Origin of the sequence: Vagococcus elongatus (assembly GCF_003987645.1) — a bacterium.
Classification (GTDB): Bacteria; Bacillota; Bacilli; order Lactobacillales; family Vagococcaceae; genus Vagococcus_A; species Vagococcus_A elongatus.
This window is the reverse complement of the sequence record NZ_NGKA01000032.1, coordinates 1-18,179: the sequence shown is the minus strand read 5'-3', so window position 1 is coordinate 18,179 and position 18,179 is coordinate 1. Positions and strand designations below refer to the sequence as shown.

General features: G+C 39.5%; 18 protein-coding genes. 4 read left to right on the top strand and 14 right to left on the bottom strand.

The window, feature by feature from the left end:
- Nucleotides 1–218: 218 nt before the first annotated feature.
- Complete coding sequence (locus tag CBF29_RS12990) at nt 219–776, bottom strand: recombinase family protein (protein WP_126810135.1); 558 nt, start codon at nt 774–776, stop codon at nt 219–221.
- Nucleotides 777–1,082: 306 nt separating this feature from the next.
- Here CBF29_RS12990 and CBF29_RS12985 point away from each other — a divergent pair, with 306 nt between their 5' ends.
- The 3 genes from CBF29_RS12985 (at nt 1,083) to CBF29_RS12975 (ending at nt 3,529) form a co-directional block, all read left to right on the top strand.
- A complete protein-coding gene (locus tag CBF29_RS12985; RefSeq protein WP_126810134.1) occupies nt 1,083–1,703 on the top strand; it encodes an FMN-dependent NADH-azoreductase in 621 nt (206 codons plus the stop codon).
- Between the two features lie 193 nt (nt 1,704–1,896).
- Nucleotides 1,897–2,166 (top strand): ACT domain-containing protein, encoded by a 270-nt coding sequence (locus CBF29_RS12980; RefSeq protein ID WP_126810133.1) that lies wholly within the window; start codon nt 1,897–1,899, stop codon nt 2,164–2,166.
- Between the two features lie 19 nt (nt 2,167–2,185).
- Nucleotides 2,186–3,529 (top strand): PFL family protein, encoded by a 1,344-nt coding sequence (locus CBF29_RS12975; RefSeq protein ID WP_126810132.1) that lies wholly within the window; start codon nt 2,186–2,188, stop codon nt 3,527–3,529.
- Nucleotides 3,530–3,625: 96 nt separating this feature from the next.
- Here the strand turns inward: CBF29_RS12975 and CBF29_RS12970 are convergent, their stop codons facing one another.
- On the bottom strand, nt 3,626–4,783 hold the full coding sequence (locus CBF29_RS12970) for an AI-2E family transporter (RefSeq protein ID WP_126810131.1): 1,158 nt from the start codon (nt 4,781–4,783) through the stop codon (nt 3,626–3,628).
- A gap of 7 nt (nt 4,784–4,790) precedes the next feature.
- The gene (locus CBF29_RS12965) at nt 4,791–5,156 is read right to left on the bottom strand and encodes a PTS glucitol/sorbitol transporter subunit IIA (protein ID WP_126810130.1); all 366 of its coding nucleotides are present in this window, start codon (nt 5,154–5,156) and stop codon (nt 4,791–4,793) included.
- Between the two features lie 149 nt (nt 5,157–5,305).
- Between CBF29_RS12965 and CBF29_RS12960 the strand changes: the two genes are divergently transcribed.
- Nucleotides 5,306–6,334 (top strand): lactonase family protein, encoded by a 1,029-nt coding sequence (locus tag CBF29_RS12960; protein WP_126810129.1) that lies wholly within the window; start codon nt 5,306–5,308, stop codon nt 6,332–6,334.
- Between the two features lie 160 nt (nt 6,335–6,494).
- On the opposite strand, the gene CBF29_RS12955 is transcribed toward CBF29_RS12960, so the two are convergent.
- The 11 genes from CBF29_RS12955 to CBF29_RS12905 form a co-directional block, all read right to left on the bottom strand.
- Nucleotides 6,495–7,361, bottom strand: coding sequence for a class II fructose-bisphosphate aldolase (locus CBF29_RS12955; RefSeq protein ID WP_126810128.1), 867 nt, complete (start codon nt 7,359–7,361; stop codon nt 6,495–6,497).
- Between the two features lie 228 nt (nt 7,362–7,589).
- Complete coding sequence (locus CBF29_RS12950) at nt 7,590–9,065, bottom strand: aldehyde dehydrogenase family protein (RefSeq protein ID WP_126810127.1); 1,476 nt, start codon at nt 9,063–9,065, stop codon at nt 7,590–7,592.
- A gap of 238 nt (nt 9,066–9,303) precedes the next feature.
- Nucleotides 9,304–9,717, bottom strand: a complete 414-nt coding sequence (locus CBF29_RS12945; protein ID WP_211334305.1) for a tyrosine-protein phosphatase — start codon at nt 9,715–9,717, stop codon at nt 9,304–9,306.
- A 234-nt stretch (nt 9,718–9,951) separates the two neighbouring features.
- Nucleotides 9,952–11,100 carry an N-acetylglucosamine-6-phosphate deacetylase gene (gene nagA / locus CBF29_RS12940; protein WP_126810125.1) on the bottom strand — a complete coding sequence of 383 codons (1,149 nt, stop codon included), beginning with the start codon at nt 11,098–11,100 and terminating at the stop codon, nt 9,952–9,954.
- Nucleotides 11,101–11,183: 83 nt separating this feature from the next.
- Nucleotides 11,184–12,032, bottom strand: a complete 849-nt coding sequence (locus tag CBF29_RS12935; RefSeq protein ID WP_126810124.1) for a helix-turn-helix transcriptional regulator — start codon at nt 12,030–12,032, stop codon at nt 11,184–11,186.
- A 208-nt stretch (nt 12,033–12,240) separates the two neighbouring features.
- Nucleotides 12,241–13,458: a pyridoxal phosphate-dependent aminotransferase gene (locus CBF29_RS12930; protein ID WP_126810123.1), complete on the bottom strand. Its 1,218-nt coding sequence runs from the start codon at nt 13,456–13,458 to the stop codon at nt 12,241–12,243.
- Between the two features lie 179 nt (nt 13,459–13,637).
- Nucleotides 13,638–14,303, bottom strand: a complete 666-nt coding sequence (locus tag CBF29_RS12925; protein ID WP_126810122.1) for an ABC transporter permease — start codon at nt 14,301–14,303, stop codon at nt 13,638–13,640.
- Nucleotides 14,300–15,235 carry an osmoprotectant ABC transporter substrate-binding protein gene (locus CBF29_RS12920; RefSeq protein ID WP_425469906.1) on the bottom strand — a complete coding sequence of 312 codons (936 nt, stop codon included), beginning with the start codon at nt 15,233–15,235 and terminating at the stop codon, nt 14,300–14,302. The genes CBF29_RS12925 and CBF29_RS12920 overlap by 4 nt, the downstream gene beginning before the upstream one ends.
- A gap of 10 nt (nt 15,236–15,245) precedes the next feature.
- On the bottom strand, nt 15,246–15,878 hold the full coding sequence (locus tag CBF29_RS12915; protein WP_126810120.1) for an ABC transporter permease: 633 nt from the start codon (nt 15,876–15,878) through the stop codon (nt 15,246–15,248).
- A gap of 1 nt (nt 15,879) precedes the next feature.
- Nucleotides 15,880–17,073: a betaine/proline/choline family ABC transporter ATP-binding protein gene (locus CBF29_RS12910; protein ID WP_126810119.1), complete on the bottom strand. Its 1,194-nt coding sequence runs from the start codon at nt 17,071–17,073 to the stop codon at nt 15,880–15,882.
- Between the two features lie 147 nt (nt 17,074–17,220).
- On the bottom strand, nt 17,221–17,958 hold the full coding sequence (locus tag CBF29_RS12905; protein ID WP_126810118.1) for an acyl-[acyl-carrier-protein] thioesterase: 738 nt from the start codon (nt 17,956–17,958) through the stop codon (nt 17,221–17,223).
- Nucleotides 17,959–18,179 lie beyond the last annotated feature (221 nt).

Genomic DNA, 18,179 nt, shown 5'->3' with positions numbered 1-18,179 from the left:
TTTGTCAAAATTGACGGCAGATTTTTTGCGCCTTTTTTTAGCTTACAATTTCAATTCGCTAAGATTCAGCTTGAAAAACATTAAAGCCATACTTTTTAAAAATCATATAATTATTCAGTAGGCATTAGATAGACAAAAAAATAAGGAAACCAAAATCTTTTTATCGATGTTGGTTTCCTTTTTACTATTTTTGAGACTTATGGGTCAGCCTCTTAGTTTTATTTTTGATCTTGCGTATATTTATAGGCTGTACCAAGAGAAATGTTACACTCTTCAGCAATTTGACGCAGAGTATATTTATTGTTGTTATACAAAAATTGAATACGTTCCACTGTTTCCTGAGAAATCTTTGGTCGACCGCCGATACGTCCTTTTCTTCTTGCCACTTCCAACCCGCGGGAAGTTCTTTCACGAATAATAATTTTTTCCATCATCGCAAAACGACGAATAATCGCTGCCAACTCTTTATCACTCAAATCGACTAACTCTTCCGACTTCTCTATAACAACTAATTGTGCCCCTTTATTTTCCAGCTCATGAAGAAGATCTGCCAGTTGAATTATTGATTTGCCAATAGAAACTAAGTGCAACACGACTAATCGATCGTCACTACATAATTTTTCCACTAAAATTTCTAGCCCCTGATGATTTTTCCCTGCTTCTTCCACTTCTTTTTCCAAAACAATTTCATCCACGCCATACGCTTTCAAGCTGGTTAATTGTGCATCCAAGTATTCCTTATCTGCCAATGCATACGCATAACCATATGTTGTCATAAGTACACCCCTTTAAAATAATTTTTCGTATATTAAACGATACTTTTTTCATACTACAAGTATATAAAACCTCCTTATGAAAATCATTTCAAAGATTGCATGTACATGTGAAAAAAACGAAAAAAGGCTGGATAACTAAACGCTCACTGGAAGATGACGGACTCTGAGATAAACACTGACAGAAATTTTTTCACGAACTATCTCAATCTGACACAATAAAAAAACTGTTTCTTAGAATAATTTAGTTGAATTACTTACTTTTTTTCTGTATCATTGATTTATCACATAAGTAAGAGAGGTTTTTTTATGACAAAAATTTTAGTAGTAAAGGCTCACCCGCTGACAGGGGCAGAATCAAAATCTGTCGCAGTCGCAGACGAATTTTTAAAGCAATATCGCAAGCAGAATCCCGATGATACTATCGAAGTTCTTGATCTGTTTGCTTCATATATCCCGGAAATTGATAAAGATTTGCTCAGTGCCATGTATGCACTGGGAGGCGGTTCTTCTTTCGACAGTTTATCTGTGGAACAGCAAAAAGCGATGGGCAGATACGATGAATTGATGACGCAGTTTTTAGCAGCCGATAAGGTTATCGTTATCAATGCACTATGGAATTTAGGTGTCCCTGGCCGGTTAAAATCATGGATAGATTCCATCACCGTGGCAGGAAAAACATTTAAGTACACAGAAAATGGTCCCGTTGGATTGTTGGATAATAAAAAAGTCCTTCATATTCAATCAGGCGGCGGACACTATGACGGCAGTGACTTTGCTGCCCAATATGTCAAAGCAATGTTTAATTTTGTTGGTATCACTGATCATCAACGTCTTTCTATTGAAGGTATCGACTACGCCCCAGATAAAAAAGAAGAAATCATGGCCTCTGCATTTGAACAGGCCGGAATATTAGCAACAACATTTTAGTCATAAAACTCACCTCATGAAATGAGCAAACACAGCTGATTTCGTGGGGTGTTTTTTTATTTTCAGTGTTTCGACCCTTTCCCTATACCAATAATGTTCGGTTATTAGTCCCATTTTTTCTATTTTGATAAAAAATGTTTATTATTTCCTGCTTTTGTTATAAGATACTACTAACATCAAAGGAGGATAAATCATGAAAGCAATATTAACTGTGGTAGGACAAGATAAGGTAGGAATCGTGGCAGCAGTCAGCAATAAATTAGCAGCACTGTCTGTCAATATTTTAGATATCTCCCAAACCATTATGGAAAAAAACTTTACGATGATGATGATGCTTGATTTAGAATCGACGACTGACGACTTCATCACAATAAAAAATCAGATGACTGAGCTGGGCAATCAGCTAGGGTTGACTATCCATATCCAACGGGAAGATATTTTTAACACGATGCATAAATTATAAACAAGGAGGATTTTGAACATTGGAAACGGCACAAATTTTGGAAACTATTCGCATGATCGAAGAAGAAAAACTGGATATCCGAACGATAACCATGGGCATTTCTCTCCTTGACTGTATCGACAGCGACGGTGAAACGGCTAGAAAAAAAATCTACAATAAAATTACCCGGCTGGCGAAAGACCTTGTAAAAGTCGGAGAAGATATTGAAGCGGAATATGGTATCCCGATTATTAATAAACGAATTTCAGTCACACCTATCGCTTTGGTCGCAGCCGCAACACAAGATAAAGATTATGTCGCTTTTGCCAAAACACTAGATCAGGCAGCTAAAGATGTGGGCGTCAACTTTATCGGCGGCTTCTCTGCCTTAGTGCAAAAAGGCTATCAATACGGCGACGATATTTTGATTAATTCTATCCCTCAAGCGTTAGCGGAGACTGAGCGTGTCTGCTCGTCGGTCAATATCGGTTCAACGCGCACCGGTATCAACATGGATGCTGTCCGCCACATGGGATACGTCATCACTGAAACGGCAAAAAAATCCGATTTGGGTTGTGCCAAACTCGTTGTCTTTGCCAATGCGGTGGAAGATAATCCCTTTATGGCAGGTGCCTTTCATGGTGTGGGAGAAGCAGACTGTATCATCAATGTGGGAGTCAGCGGTCCCGGTGTGGTGAAACGGGCACTGGAAAAAGTCAAAGGGGAGCCTTTTGATGTTGTCGCTGAAACGGTCAAAAAAACCGCATTTAAAATCACTCGCATGGGACAACTAGTAGGACAGGTCGCTTCTAAACGACTAGGCGTCCATTTTGGTATTGTAGATTTATCTTTAGCACCAACGCCAGCAGTGGGTGATTCGATGGCGCATATTCTTGAAGAAATGGGACTGGAATCGGTAGGTACCCATGGGACAACCGCCGCTCTTGCTTTGCTGAATGACGCAGTCAAAAAAGGCGGTGTGATGGCTTGCGGACATGTGGGCGGTCTATCGGGAGCCTTCATCCCGGTTTCTGAGGATAAGGGAATGATTGATGCAGTAGAAAGAGGCGCACTGAATTTAGAAAAGCTTGAAGCCATGACTGCTATTTGCTCCGTCGGTTTGGACATGATTGCTATTCCCGGCGACACACCTTCTGAAACAATTGCTGCTATCATTGCTGATGAAGCTGCTATCGGTGTCGTCAACAATAAAACGACCGCTGTTCGTATTATCCCTGCACAAGGAAAACAAGTCGGTGACATAGTTTCCTTTGGTGGTCTGTTAGGCTACGCACCAGTCATGCCAGTTAACAAGTTTGCTTCTACTGACTTTATTTTACGAGGTGGACGGATACCCGCACCGATTCATTCATTTAAAAATTAATTGATGGAAAAACACCAGTCGCTTTTCGACTGGTGTTTTAACTTCTTCTAATATGTAATTCAACATGTTTATTTAAAACTCTTTGATTCTCATTTATTATTCTATCTCTTGAGACTCTTCCTCGTATAGCCCTGAATGTTCCTTATACCAGTCAAAAATATGTGTTACTATAACTTTAATTGTTGCATACCCCGGAACACCTAAAATCACCCCTACTATACCGAATAAATTTCCAGCAGTGAGCAATACAAAAATAATCGTCACAGGATGGACTTTTAGCTGACTGCCAAGAACTAATGGCGAAACAAATCGGCCCTCGATAAATTGTTCCAAGGAAAAAACAATCAATACTTTAACCAACATGAACGGACTAGTAACAATACCTAAAATTATCGCAGGAATCATAGCTAAAAATGAACCTAGATATGGAATCAAATTTAAAAACCCTGCTAAAACACCTAAAGTCACGCCGAATTCCAGGTTGATTGCCTTGAAGCCAATCATAAACATGAGCGCCACAATCAAAGCAACCGTTAATTGCCCTCTGATATACTGGGACACTTGCGTATTAATGTCTGCGAAAACTTCCATAATAGGTTTTCTTACTTTGACAGGCAAAAACTTTTCAACATAACTGCCTAAAGACTTTCCATCCTTCAACAAATAAAATAAGATGATTGGTCCTGTAGCTACCGTCAAGAAAATCGTTGTGACAGCACCGATAACATTTCCGATACCGCGAAAAGCATTTTTGGAGAAGTTTTCAAACATGGAACCGATGGAATCCATAAAGTTTGTACTGACTTGTTCGATTTGCGATGCATATTCCTCTAAAAAGCGAAGATTCAACAATTCATCCCATTTTCCTTGAATCGTCTGCCAATAACTCGGCCAGTTGGCCAAAAAGCTGGCTGTTTGCCGTTGAATTTCAGGCACAAGTATCACGATTCCCCAGACGATCAACGCAATAATTGCTATAAAAATCACTGAAATGCTCCACACACGGGATATTCCTTTTTTCTCCAGTTTATCAACCAAGGGATTTAGCAAATAAAATAAAATGCCGGCAAAAATTACTGGCGAACCAATAATCCCGACAAATTGAATGACCGGAGTGAATAAATGAGAAACCTTTGTGAAAATCAAAATAATCAACAAAATCAAGAGGACGATTACCAGTCCTGTAACTACCTGATTGTTTAGAAATAATTTCCAAAACCAGGAGTGATTAGTTTTTTTCTCTTTTTCCTCCATTTTACCACTACCCTTCAGATTGGAATGTGATAATCGTTCCCACGTTTATTTCAGGTACCTCAGAAGGCAAGAGGTAGATTGAATTAGGCAAATGGTGCTCATTGGTAGGCAAATGGAAGACAATCGTTACATGTCCAAGTTCAGCAAGGGAACTATTTGCCAACTCTCCAACTTCTTCCACCTGATATTCTTGTTCCCCAAATAATATTTTATCCCCTTTTTTGATGGCAAAGGGTTGATTTTTATCCAACTCTTCGTGAATCACCGCTACTTTTCTAATTTCTTCTGTAGCTGTTTGATTAAACAAAATCAACATCGGCTCATTTGCCGTCACTGCATTTTTTCCAATTTCAGTAATTCTTAATTGTTTCATCCATCCAACCTCTTTCTAAATTTCTTTATCAATATTGTACCATATCTAAGCCCTTAAGGATGAAAAGTTGCATTAACTAACAGCTAGATTTATATCTTTCATCTCCGAAAAGCACTATGCTATAATAAGAAAAAGAAAGGATGGATTTCATGGAAGAAAAAATTCTATTAGGAACATATACCAAACGAGAAAGTAAAGGAATTTACCAAGTTATTTTAGATACGGATAAAAAAACTTTGTCAGATGTTTCTTTTGTACAAGCAGAAGGTTCCCCGACTTATTTAGGGACAAGCAGCGACGATTTTCTCTATGCTGTAAGTAAAGATGATACAGCAGGCGGCATGGCTGCCTATAAAAAATTAGCAGACGGCTCTTATGAATTAATTAATAAAGTAATGGCTGAGGGTGCTCCCCCTTGCTATGTCGGCATTGATAACCAAAGACAACTCGTCTATGATGCCAATTATCATAAAGGAAGCTTGCATGTGTATAAAAAAAATCAAGACGGCAGTCTCACTTTGGTGGACACTGTCCAGCACAGCGGGAATGGTCCCCATGAAAACCAAGCAGGCCCTCGTGCCCATTATGCTGATCTAACACCAGATAAGCGCCTAGTCGCCTGTGATTTAGGGACTGATGGGGTTTATGTGTATGATGTCAGCGACGAAGGAAAACTAACGGAAGTGTCTGTTTTCCAAACAGCACCAGGAACCGGGCCGCGTCACATCGTGTTCCATCCTTCTGGAAATACAGCTTACATCATAGGAGAATTAAACAATACTGTCACATCAGTGGCATATAATCAAGACACTGGCGCGTTCAGCTATTTACAAACGATATCCATTCTTCCGGAAGGCTTTACAGAGTTTAGCGGTGCCGGGGCGATTCGCATATCTCAGGACGGAAAATTTGTTTATGCTTCAAATCGAGGCCATAATTCTATTGCCGTAATTGCTTTAGATGACTCTGACGAAAAAATGTCTGTCGTCCAAATCATTTCATCTGAGGGGGATTTCCCAAGAGATTTCGCCTTGAACAGTACTGATGAGTTGGTAGTCGTTGCACATCAGGAATCCGATAATCTGACCTTGTTCGAAAGAGACGATTCAACAGGAAAACTGACTCTTCTTCAAAAAGACGTCTTTGCGCCTGAAGGGGTATGCACATATTTTCTATAAAATAAAACCTGAAAAAACAAATACTTAGCTTTTTAGCATGTCTAGCTAACGTTAGTATCAACACAAATTAAAAATCGCATGACCTTCGACAAAAGTCGGGTCATGCGATTTTATTTTATTTAAAACTTTTGGTCAGTAACACATCAGTGCTTCTAGACGTTTAAGCTTTATTTGTAGAACCAAACCATTCAATCCGTTGTTTCACTAAATCAACAACAGCTTGTGTTCCAGGTGCTAATAATTTACGAGGGTCAAAGCCTTTGCCTTCCAAGTCTTTGCCTTCTTCGATATATTTACGTGTTGCAGCAGCAAATACTTCTTGGCATTCTGTATTTACGTTGATTTTAGAAACTCCCAATGAAATTGCTTTTTGGATTTGTTCTAAAGGAATTCCAGAACCTCCGTGTAATACTAGAGGAATACCTTCTGTAATATCAGCAATTTTTCCAAGTGTTTCAAAGCTCAAACCAGCCCAGTTTTCTGGGTAAGCGCCATGGATATTTCCGATTCCTGCTGCCAGAAAATCAATGCCTGTATCAGCCATTTGTTTACATTCGTTTGGATCAGCTAGTTCTCCAGAACCTATCACACCATCTTCTTCTCCACCGATACTTCCAACTTCACATTCTACTGAAACACCTTTAGCATGTGCTTTAGCAACAACTTCTTTAGCCAGCTCAATGTTCTCATCAAACGGTAAGTGTGAGCCGTCATACATCACTGAAGTATAGCCTAATTCGATACATCTTAACGCATCTTCATATTCCCCATGGTCCAAATGCAAAGCGACAGGAACTGTGATTCCCATTGATTCAATTAAATCTTCGACTAAGTGAACACATACTTGATAGCCGCCCATATATTTGGCTGCCCCCATGGATGTTTGAATCATGACAGGTGCATTGGCTTCCTGAGCCCCTTGTAAAATAGCTTTGGTCCACTCTAAGTTATTTGTGTTAAAAGCTCCTACTGCGTATTTTCCTTCACGTGCGTTTTTCAACATTTCTGCTGCTGATACTAATGCCATTACTAAATTCCTCCTAAATGGAAATGATTTGGTCAAGTACTTTAGACTTAACTGACACTACTATTTTATCAGAAAAGTCCTTTTAATACTACTCTTATTAAAATTAACTCTGTTTTTTCAGATAATAAATGAAAAAGTTGCAAATTTTCTTTCCTTAATACCCATGCTCATAAAAAAAAGAGCCTGTCTCCCCCTGACAAGCTCTTAAAGGTGTTGCATTGGATCAGATTAATACAATCCGATGCCTTGCTCTCCAGTATCAATATAGATATTCTTCATCTGCGAGTATGCGTCAATCATTGACTTATATGTCTCCCGTCCGATACCTGATTTTTTCACACCGCCAAAAGGTGCTCCTGCCGGGATTTGATTATAAGTATTGACCCAGATTCGTCCTGTTTCCATCTCGCGGCTGACTTTCAATGCTTTATTAATATCATTCGTCCAAACGCCTCCGCCTAAACCAAAGTCGGAATCATTTGCTAACGCAATCACTTCATCAATGTCTTTAAATTTGATGACTACTGCCACTGGACCAAATATTTCCTCACGGCTGACGCACATATCGTTATTGGTTTGTGTCAGTAACGTTGGTTCCATGAAGCATCCCTGATCTAAGTCCCCGCCTGTAGCTTGCTTGCCCCCAGTCAGGACCAATGCGCCTTCTTTTTTACCGATTTCTACATACTCCAGAATTTTATCAAGCTGACCTTGGTTGATTTGACTTCCCATTTGCGTCTCTTTTTCCCAAGGCATCCCCACCTCAATATTCTCAAACGCTGCTTTCAAGTCGCCGATGAACTTGTCATAAATCCCTTCCTGTACAAAAATTCTCGACCCGGCACAGCAGACTTGCCCTTGATTAAACAAAATACCCATCTGTGCTCCCTCAAGAGCTTTTTCGTACGGCATGTCATCAAAGAAAATATTTGCCGACTTGCCTCCTAATTCCAACGTTGCCGGAATCAACCGCTCTGCCGCAGCCTTAGCGACTGTGTATCCGACTTCCGTAGACCCAGTAAAAGCTAATTTTTGGATATTTTCATGTGCTAAAATATAACTTCCTGTTGTGCGCCCGCGACCGGTCACCACATTCAACACACCTTTTGGCAACACATCTTTAAGCAGGCGAGCTAATTCAAGCACACTGAGAGAAGTTGTAGAAGACGGGTTGATGATAATTGTATTGCCTGTCGCCAATGCCGGGGCGATTTTCCAGGCAGCCATTAAAAATGGAAAATTCCATGGAATGATTTGCCCGACCACACCAATCGGTTCTCTCAAAACGATACTTAAGGTGTTTTCATCGAATGCCTGTGCTGAACCTTCTTCGCTGCGGATAACGCCGGCAAAATATCTGAAATGATCTGCCGCAAGTGGGATATCTACTGCCATCGTCTCTCTAATCGGCTTCCCATTATCCAAGGTTTCCACCATTGCAAGATGTTCAAGATTTTCGTCAATAATATCAGCAATCTTCAACAATAACGTACTGCGTTCTAAAATACTGCTCTTCTTCCAAGTTTTGAATGCTTTTTGTGCCACATTAACTGCGTTATTGACATCTTCTTCAGTCGCATCTGTAAATTCAGCCAATTTTTCTCCATTAGCCGGATTGACAGCTTCAATGAACGCAGCTTGACTATTTTCTAAAAATTCCCCATTAACAAATAATCCATACTGTTTCTTTAATTTAGTATCCATAAATTAAACATCCCTTTCTTATCTGTTATAACTAACTATAAAAGCGTTTACAAATAAAGTCAAGGGAAAAGCTTAATATTTTTTTGTGAAAAATATTTTTTTTTAGTCCATTAAGCTAACGATAAGATTTACAAACACCCCCCTAAGAAAAGGGGAGGTGTTTGTGTAAATATTAATGCTATCTGTTGTACTCTTGGTTCCAAAAATATCTAATTTAAAATTTCTGTTTTTAATCTAGCTAATTTTCTAAGAACAATGTTTTAATTTTGTTCTTCTTTGCACTAGTTAAGCCTAGATATTCTTCTAAGTATTTATCAACAGAACCGGACAATTTTAGCATCTCATCTATTGCCGCATCAAAATATGTTTTTTTCGTTTGCATTAATGCTGACAAGTATTCCAAAACAACAGCATTATCTGTATAAGTACGATATTCATCCATCCTTCGTTTGTTACGTTCTTCCATACATTCCTTTGTGAGCATATAGTCCTTCTCAACTTCCTCAATACTTACATCTAAAGCAAATAATGTGATGATTGTTGCAAATCCTGTTCGATCTTTTCCGCCTTTGCAGTGATGGAGTAATGGTAAGTTTTCTGCATTTAAAATCAGTTCTAGAAAAGTAATATATAGTGGCTTTTGGCACTTCAAGCATTGTACTCTTGTCAGTTTTAAATTTTTGGACAAAAAAGACAACCCCACTTGTTTAAGCGAAGTTGTCTAAGCTTGTTATTTAAATCCTACTAAATGCTAGCCGTCCACATCATTTAACGAACAGCCATTTTATCATCATTAGACATAAAGAAACCAAAATCTTTTTATCGATTTTAGTTTCCTTTTAATTATTTTTGAGACTTATGGATCAGCCTCGTCCTTTCTATTTTTTCACTCCGCAGTATATCTTAATTTGCCATCTAAGTAGGTTGCTTCTAAATCCATGTCCGGAGTGAGTACGATGAAATCAGCGTCTCTTCCTGCTGCAATCTGTCCGCATTTATCATCAATATCACAGCTGACAGCTGGAATCAAGGTCGCCATCATCACAGCTTGTTCTGGAGTAGCCACTCCCCAGTCCACAACATTCTTTAAGCCTTCTTTTAATTTCAGAATACTTCCTGCTAAGCTGCCTTCTTTCAAACGGGCCGTTCCTTCAGCAACCACCACTGGAAATTCTCCCAACATGTAATTGCCGTCTGGCATACCACCAGCCATCATGCAGTCAGTAATCAACGCCACATGATCATGCCCCCGAGTAGTCACTAAAACATCCACAGCTTTCGGATGGACGTGATGGCCATCACAAATAACTTCCGCATAAACATCATGGAGCGTCATTAATGAACCGACCATTCCCGGCTCACGATGATGCAGACCGCTCATCCCATTGTACGCATGAACAAACACGCTGGCTCCGCTCTCCACAGCCTTTTGAGCTTCTTCCAGTGTGGCATCACTATGTCCCAAAGCAACCACTACGCCTTGCTTTGTCACTTCTTGAACAAATTCTGACACACCTTCTCGTTCTGGTGCCAAAGCAATTTTTTTGATTAGTCCGCCTGAAGCTTCCTGCCACTCGTTAAAAATTTCCAAACTTGGGTCAGAAAAATATATCGGATTTTGAGCACCTTTGTATTTTTCAGTAAAGAAAGGACCTTCGAAATAAATCCCCTGAATTTTAGCTCCCTCTACTTCCTGATACGTATCACCAATCGTTTTGGCAACTTTGGTCAGCAACTCTCTAGAGGAAGTCAGCGTGGTCGGAAGAAAAGATGTCACACCACAGGACAAGAGACCTTCAGACATTACTTTCAATCCTTCTGCATCATTGTCCATCACATCATGATTTTTATAGCCATGAATATGCGTATCCACTAGACCAGGAGCTATCCATTTACCAGTGTAATCAATCACTTCTGCTTTTTCTGGAATGTCTTTTACAATCGAACCAAAGACGCCATCTTCAATTTCCAAATAAGCTGAGGATACCGTACCACTTTTTAAAAAGAACTTGTCAGCGTAAACATAAGACTTCATTCAAAATCCTTCTTTCTTTTATTTGCTACTTCCAAATTACCTGTTTCTGTTAAAAAAGTCAAGAATGGTGTAGACCATTGATGTTAATTGACATTAAAATCGAGAAGTTTATCATTCGTTTCAATCTCATTTATTCTTTCTGCCAATTCCACAAAATAAACCGCTTCGTCTAATTTTCCCACGTCTTCTAAAATCATGCCCTTTAAATACAGCAATTCATGCAATAAATACAGGCTCATTTTTTTTCGGCACCAAGAAATACCTAAATTCACCATATCCGCTGCTTCACGATATTTTTGCCGTTCAATGTTCACCAAGGCGGTCACATAAAATATTCGAATGACTTCCGGGCGAAAATTAATACGCCGGCTAGTAAAGAACAAATGAAGACTTTTATCAAAAAAATAGTCGGATTTTTCCAGGTCGCCTAACGCATAATAAATATAGCCCAACCCATTCAGTATAATCAGTTCCATGTCTGTGGGTGCAGAAGAATTCTTTTGATAACTTTGACTCAAGGCCTGTCTAAAGCATTCCAGCGCCGCCTCAAATTCTTTCGATAGATGGATATGCACCTGTCCTTGATAATACAAAAATAACTGACGTTCCAATCCTGTCAGCTGACTCTGTGTTTTCTCGATTTCATCGCAAATTTCTTTCAATTTCTCATACTGCATAGTTTTAAAAAAATAATTCATCATGGCAAGCCATTTTTTCGTATCCGTCTTCTGAGATTCATACAAATACAACACTTCATCCACGGTCATAAACAATCGGTCACACAATTGTTTCATCAAAAATAAATCAGGCACTTCTGTTCCATCTTCAATGTTAGTCAACCTTTCAAAGGAACAGATTCCTTCTGATAATCTTTCCTTGCTCATGGATTTTTCTAGTCTGATTTTTTTAATAATACTGCCAAAGCTTCTCATATTCATCCCTCAGTTCACAACAAATATTTTTGCCATTAACTAGCAGCCAAACGTTCATTATCATAATGTTTTTTATTTAATGTACAAATTATCTCACATTGTAAAAGTAAAATAAAGATTAAATCTAACAAATTTCACTAATTTTAATTTTCAAATAAATAAAACACTCACTGCTCTTAAATAGATAAAAACAGTGAGTGCTAAGTGTTTATTTTTGCTGATAATCATATAAGAAATCTGCCAGACTGTCGGTCGTTTGTTTTAATTCCTCTATGCGCGGTAGGTATACGATACGAAAATGATCTGGTGCCTGCCAATTAAAACCTCCGCCATGAACCAAAAGTATTTTATATTTGTGAAGAAAATCTAGGACGAATTGCTCATCGTTAACGATGTTAAATTTATCAACATCGATTTTTGGGAAGATATAAAATGCCGCTTTAGGTTTCACCGCACTCAATCCCGGAATATCATTGATAGCTTGATAAATAAACTCCCGTTGTTCATAAATTCTTCCTCCCGGCAACAGCAGTTTATCCACACTTTGATACCCGCCTAACGCCGTCTGAATGATTTGTTGGGATAAAACATTGGAACACAGGCGCATAGAAGCCAGCATATTCAACCCTTCAATATACCCTGCCCCTTTTGATTTATCGCCGCTCAATACCATCCAACCGGAACGAAAACCAGCCACACGATGGGACTTTGACAAACCATTAAAAGTTATCACAAAAACATCTGGTGCAATGCTCGCCACTGGAATATGCGTCAGCCCATCCATCACCAAGCGGTCATAGATTTCATCTGCAAACAAAATCAACTGATGCTCACGTGCCAAATCAACAAAGGATTCTAAAATTTCCCGAGGATATAACGCTCCTGTGGGGTTGTTAGGATTGATGATAACGATCCCCTTAGTCCTCGAAGTGATTTTCTTTTTTATATCTTCCATGTCCGGATACCATTCTGCCTGTTCATCACAAATATAATGGACCGGTGTCCCCCCTGCCAACGAAACAGAGGCTGTCCACAAGGGATAATCCGGCATCGGGACAAGCACTTCATCCCCTTTGTCCAGCAATCCTTGCATACTCATGGTAATCAATTCACTCACCCCATTGCCTGTGTAGATATCATTGATTGTCACGTTATGAAACCCTTTGAGCTGACACTCTTGCTCGATTGCTTTTCTAGCGGAAAATATCCCTTTTGCATCAGAATAACCTTCGGAATTACGGGCGTTTAAGATGAGGTCCCGAATAATTTCATCCGGCGCATGAAAATCGAAAGCGGCAGGATTACCGGTATTCAATTTTAAAATTTTCACACCTACTTCAATCATTCTTTCTGCTTCTTCCAAAACAGGTCCCCTGACGTCATAACTGACCCCATCCAATTTTGTAGATTTATCGAATTGTTTCATTACCATCTTCCTTTAATTAAGTCATAATAAATTATATATACTCACCATTATAAAGAAAGTAAAAGTTGTTTGTCCATCTAGAACGTCATTTTTATGATTTCCTTTATCAAACAATGAAACCACCACAAGAATTTTCACTTAATTCCTGTGGTGGTTTGAAAAGTATCTTTATCAGGCCATCAGCCTTTTTCTATTTTTCTTGCCGGGTCTAAACGTTTTTCAACTACACCCAAAACTAAATCGACCGCCATTGCCATAAAAGCAGTCGGAAGTGCCCCGACTAAAATCAGTGCGGTACCGTCCGTCGCATTTGTCCCGCGGGTGATAATGTCCCCCAGTCCTCCTGCGCCTACAAAGGAGCCGATGGCCGTAATTCCGATGGCCACGACTAATGCATTTCGTATGCCGCCCATGATGACTGAAATGGACAAAGGCAGCTCCACTTGAACTAATAATTCAAAGCGAGTCATCCCCATTCCCTTTCCGACATCCAGTATGTCTTCATCCACCTGAATCATGCCTGTGTAGGTATTCGAGATGATTGGAAGCAAAGAGTACAAGAAAACCGTCACAATTACTGTGTTTACGCCTAACCCTAAGCCCAGCATCAAAATGGACAACATCGCCAAAGAAGGCACGGTTTGAATCACATTGGCAACACCGATGACCCATTTAGCTAACTTCCTTTTTCTGGCAATCAAAATCCCCAAAGGAATCCCAATGATTGCGGCGAAAATAACACCATAAAGGGAAATCAAAAAATGACGCCAAAATTGTGCTAAAACATAGCTGCCATTTTGACTGAAATAGTAAAAGAATTGTTGAACCAAATTCATGTCACTCATTTTAGAAACTCCCCTTTCTCACCGAAATAATCATGGTCCCTTAAAAATTGGATGGCAACTGTTTCCGGCTCCAATAATTGATCGTCTACTTGGTAATTAAGCTGCTGCATCGTTTCTGTATCAATGGCGCCGCTTAATGCTCCCAAAATTTGATCTAGTCCGTCTATGTCGTCTAACAAATCATAGCCCACCACAATCGAAGCATCATAAGGCGGGAAGAAATGACGGTCGTCTTCCAAGGTTACTAACTCATAACTAGCAATCCGTCCGTCTGTAGAATAACCTAAAACCACATCCATTTTCCCGGCGTTGACAGCATCATAAACCAAACCAATCTGCATAGGATAGACTCTGCCAAAATCAAAACCATATTCGTCAACAAACCCTCGATAGCCGTCACCTTTACGATCCAGCCATGACGTATCCACACCAGCTGTAAGTTCTCCAGCCACGCTTTCTAAATCGCTGATTTTTTCCAATTGGTATTTTTCAGCTGTTTCTTTTGTCACCATGAACGCATAGGTGTTGGCAAAGCCATAAGAAGGATACCATTTTTGATTGAATTGTGCTTTAAACTCTTTCTGAACAATATCCAAAGCTTTTTCAGGATCTTTTTCCGGTTCTAATTTCAGAGCACCAGTCAAGTCTGTTCCCGTATAGCGAACAGCAGAAATACTCACATCGCCCCTCAACATCGCCTGATGGACCACTGTGGATGTCCCCAGATTGTTCACTAAGTTGACTTGCAATTCTTCATTATGATATTCAAGCATTTTTTTGACAAGATTTGCTAATATTTGCGATTCTGAAGAAGATAAACTTGCGACAGACACAGTGTTCTTGCTCTTACCGCTAGGCAGTCCCGGCAAATGACAGCTGACCAGGACCAGAGATAAACCAACCATGGTCAGTATATAGAGTAATTTTTTTATTTTTTTCAAATTACTCCCCTCCTTCACTAATCGGCGTCATCTTATCTTCTAATTTTGAGAAAAGAAAATCTATGATCAATGCCATCAATGTGACAGGAATCGTCCCTGCCACGATCAGCTCTGGCAAGTAATTATTCAGACCGCTGAAGATAAAATCTCCCAGTCCCCCAGCACCAATATAGGAAGCAAGGGTGGCCCATGCAATCACGTAAACAGAAGATAATTTAACACCAGCCATAATCGTCGGCATTGCCATGGGAATTTCTACTTTTATCACTGACTGAAGCGTCGTCATTCCCATCCCTTTAGCTGCATCAATCAAGTTTTCATCCACATTCGCCATGCCGATATAAGTGTTTCGTAAAATAGGCAGCAGCGAATAAATGAATAATGCCATCACTGCTGGAATTTTCCCTACACCTAAAATAGGAACCATCAGTGCTAAAAAAGCTAAGGAAGGAATCGTCTGAAGCAAACCGGTAATCCCAACTACTGCGCCAGCTATCTTCGGCGTACGGGACAGCAATATGCCCAACGGAACAGCTACTAGGACACCCAAAATCAACGAAGTAGCTGAAATCATCAAATGTTCTCCCGTTTTAACTACTAAATCTTGTCCATAGTCTAATAGAAAACGTTCCATATCACTCAGCCCCCTTACTTGCGGCCTCAGATATTCTTTCAGGAATATTTTCTTCTATCGCATCTACGATTTGTTCTTCATCGCCCCAAACAACATCGTAAACCACGTCCACTAAACTTGCACGAGTCACGATACCCACCAAGCGTTTGTTTTTATCCACCACTGGCACGTATTTCAGACCGCGCTTCAAAATCCTTCTGACAGTATCTCTAAGTTTTGAATCCTTCTGCACGAAAAATACATCTGTTTGCAAAATATCGCCAACACTGGTTGCCACTTTCCGTTTACTATTCAAAGTTTCGAAATCAATAAATCCTTTCAACACACCGGTGCCATCAACAACAAGTAACGTATCTACTCGTTTTTCCCTCATCAGTCGGATAGCCTCTGACAGAGATTTTTCAGGAGTGATGGAAATCGCTGTGCCCAACATGATCTGTTCTACGGTTGTATCATCCTGTTTAGCTTGAATCAGACGTTCTTCACCGATAAGATTTTCTACAAATTCATTTGCCGGATGACGCAAAATTTCATCAGGGGTATCAAATTGAATCATTTTTCCTTCATTCATAATCAGGATACGACTGGCTAATTTTAAAGCTTCATCCATATCGTGGGTAACAAATACAATTGTTTTTCCTGTTTTTTCCTGAAGTTCCTTAACCAAATCCTGTAAAGATTCACGGGTAATCGGGTCTAAAGCACCAAAAGGCTCATCCATCAGCATAATATCCTGATCGGCTGCCAATGCACGAACAACACCGATTCTTTGCTGTTGCCCTCCAGACAACTGTCCCGGATAGCGGTCCAGCATCTCTCGAGGCAGTGACACCAAATCGATCATCTTTTCTGCGATTCGATTTCTTTCCTCTTCCGGCCATTTCAATAACTTAGGGACCATGACAATATTTTCTCGTATGGTCATATGGGGCATCAATCCAATACTTTGAATCACATAGCCGAGTTTTCGCCTCAGTTGTACCGCATCTTGTTTTTGAATATTTTGACCATTGATCAAAATTTCTCCTTTAGTCGGCTCGATCATTCGATTGATCATTCGCATGGTGGTGGTTTTACCGCTGCCGCTCGTTCCGATAAAGCAAATAAATTCACCCTTTTCAATGGTTAGGGAGATATTATCGACGGCTACTTTCCCACCTCTAAATATCTTTGAAACATTCTTAAATTCAATCACTTTTCAACTCTCCTTTGGATAGAATTTAGTTTTTACATCTTTAACCTTCTCATAAAAAAGTTTTTTTTGCAAATGACGACTATTCAAAAATAAAGAATTTAAAAAAGCTGAAAACGTTTCAACGTCCAGCTTTCCATACAGCTTCTATTACTTTTTCCAAGTGATTAAACCTTCTGCACACTTTGTCTCTCCGACCATAATCGTATGCTCTGTTACCCTAGTTCCGCCAAACGATGGGTCATAAGTTCCAGCCCACCTGCTGATCACTGTTTCCCCATAATTAATTTCTTTAATAAAACGAATCAAAATCTTTTCCGGCTGTCGACTCATCAAAAAATCAAAAGATAAACTATCCGTCATCCAATCCAAGTATCTGGAATTATTTACATGTCCGTTGGTATCAATGTCGGAAAAACGTACCCGATACTCCCTTTTTTCAAATGAGTCCATGTCGCCGATTTTTTCTCCACGCTTAATCGTTTTGATTTTTTCACTCTCATAAGGCGCGATCAATTCTTCTGGCACGCTGACCATTTTTCTCGTCTCGATATTCATCAATACAAACGTGGACTCGATTGCAATCAATTCATTCCCGTCAGTATCATGAAGCCAGAAATTACGGTAGCAAAAATACTTGTTGTGTTCTCTTGCTTCCGTTGTAACGGTCACCTGTTCATTCGTTTCAGGCAATCGGGAGATGTTGATGTCATGCTGTGTGATTACCCAAGTCAAACCCAAACTATTGACGTAACCCGTCCCTCTGCCCAGTGCTTCGCTTTGGGCTTCCGATGTTTTGATGACAATATTCAACAACATAGGCAACGTCAGCTTCCCGGTTGCATCACATTCGTAAAATTGGATCCTGTGTTTTTCACTAAATTTCATAAAGCTCACCTGTTTCTTTTTATCTCTATTATACCTATAAAAAAACATTTTGCAGAAACTTTTCATTTTTCAAATTATACTTTCTATACTTTTCCCTGAATTTTTCATACTTCAACCTTTAAAAGTTTTTCTTCCACTTCTTGTGGTGAAAAGTGGAAGAAAAAATTATTTTTCAACTTAGTAGGATAAAATCTGATAAAAATTTAAGGAAGCTGGATTCT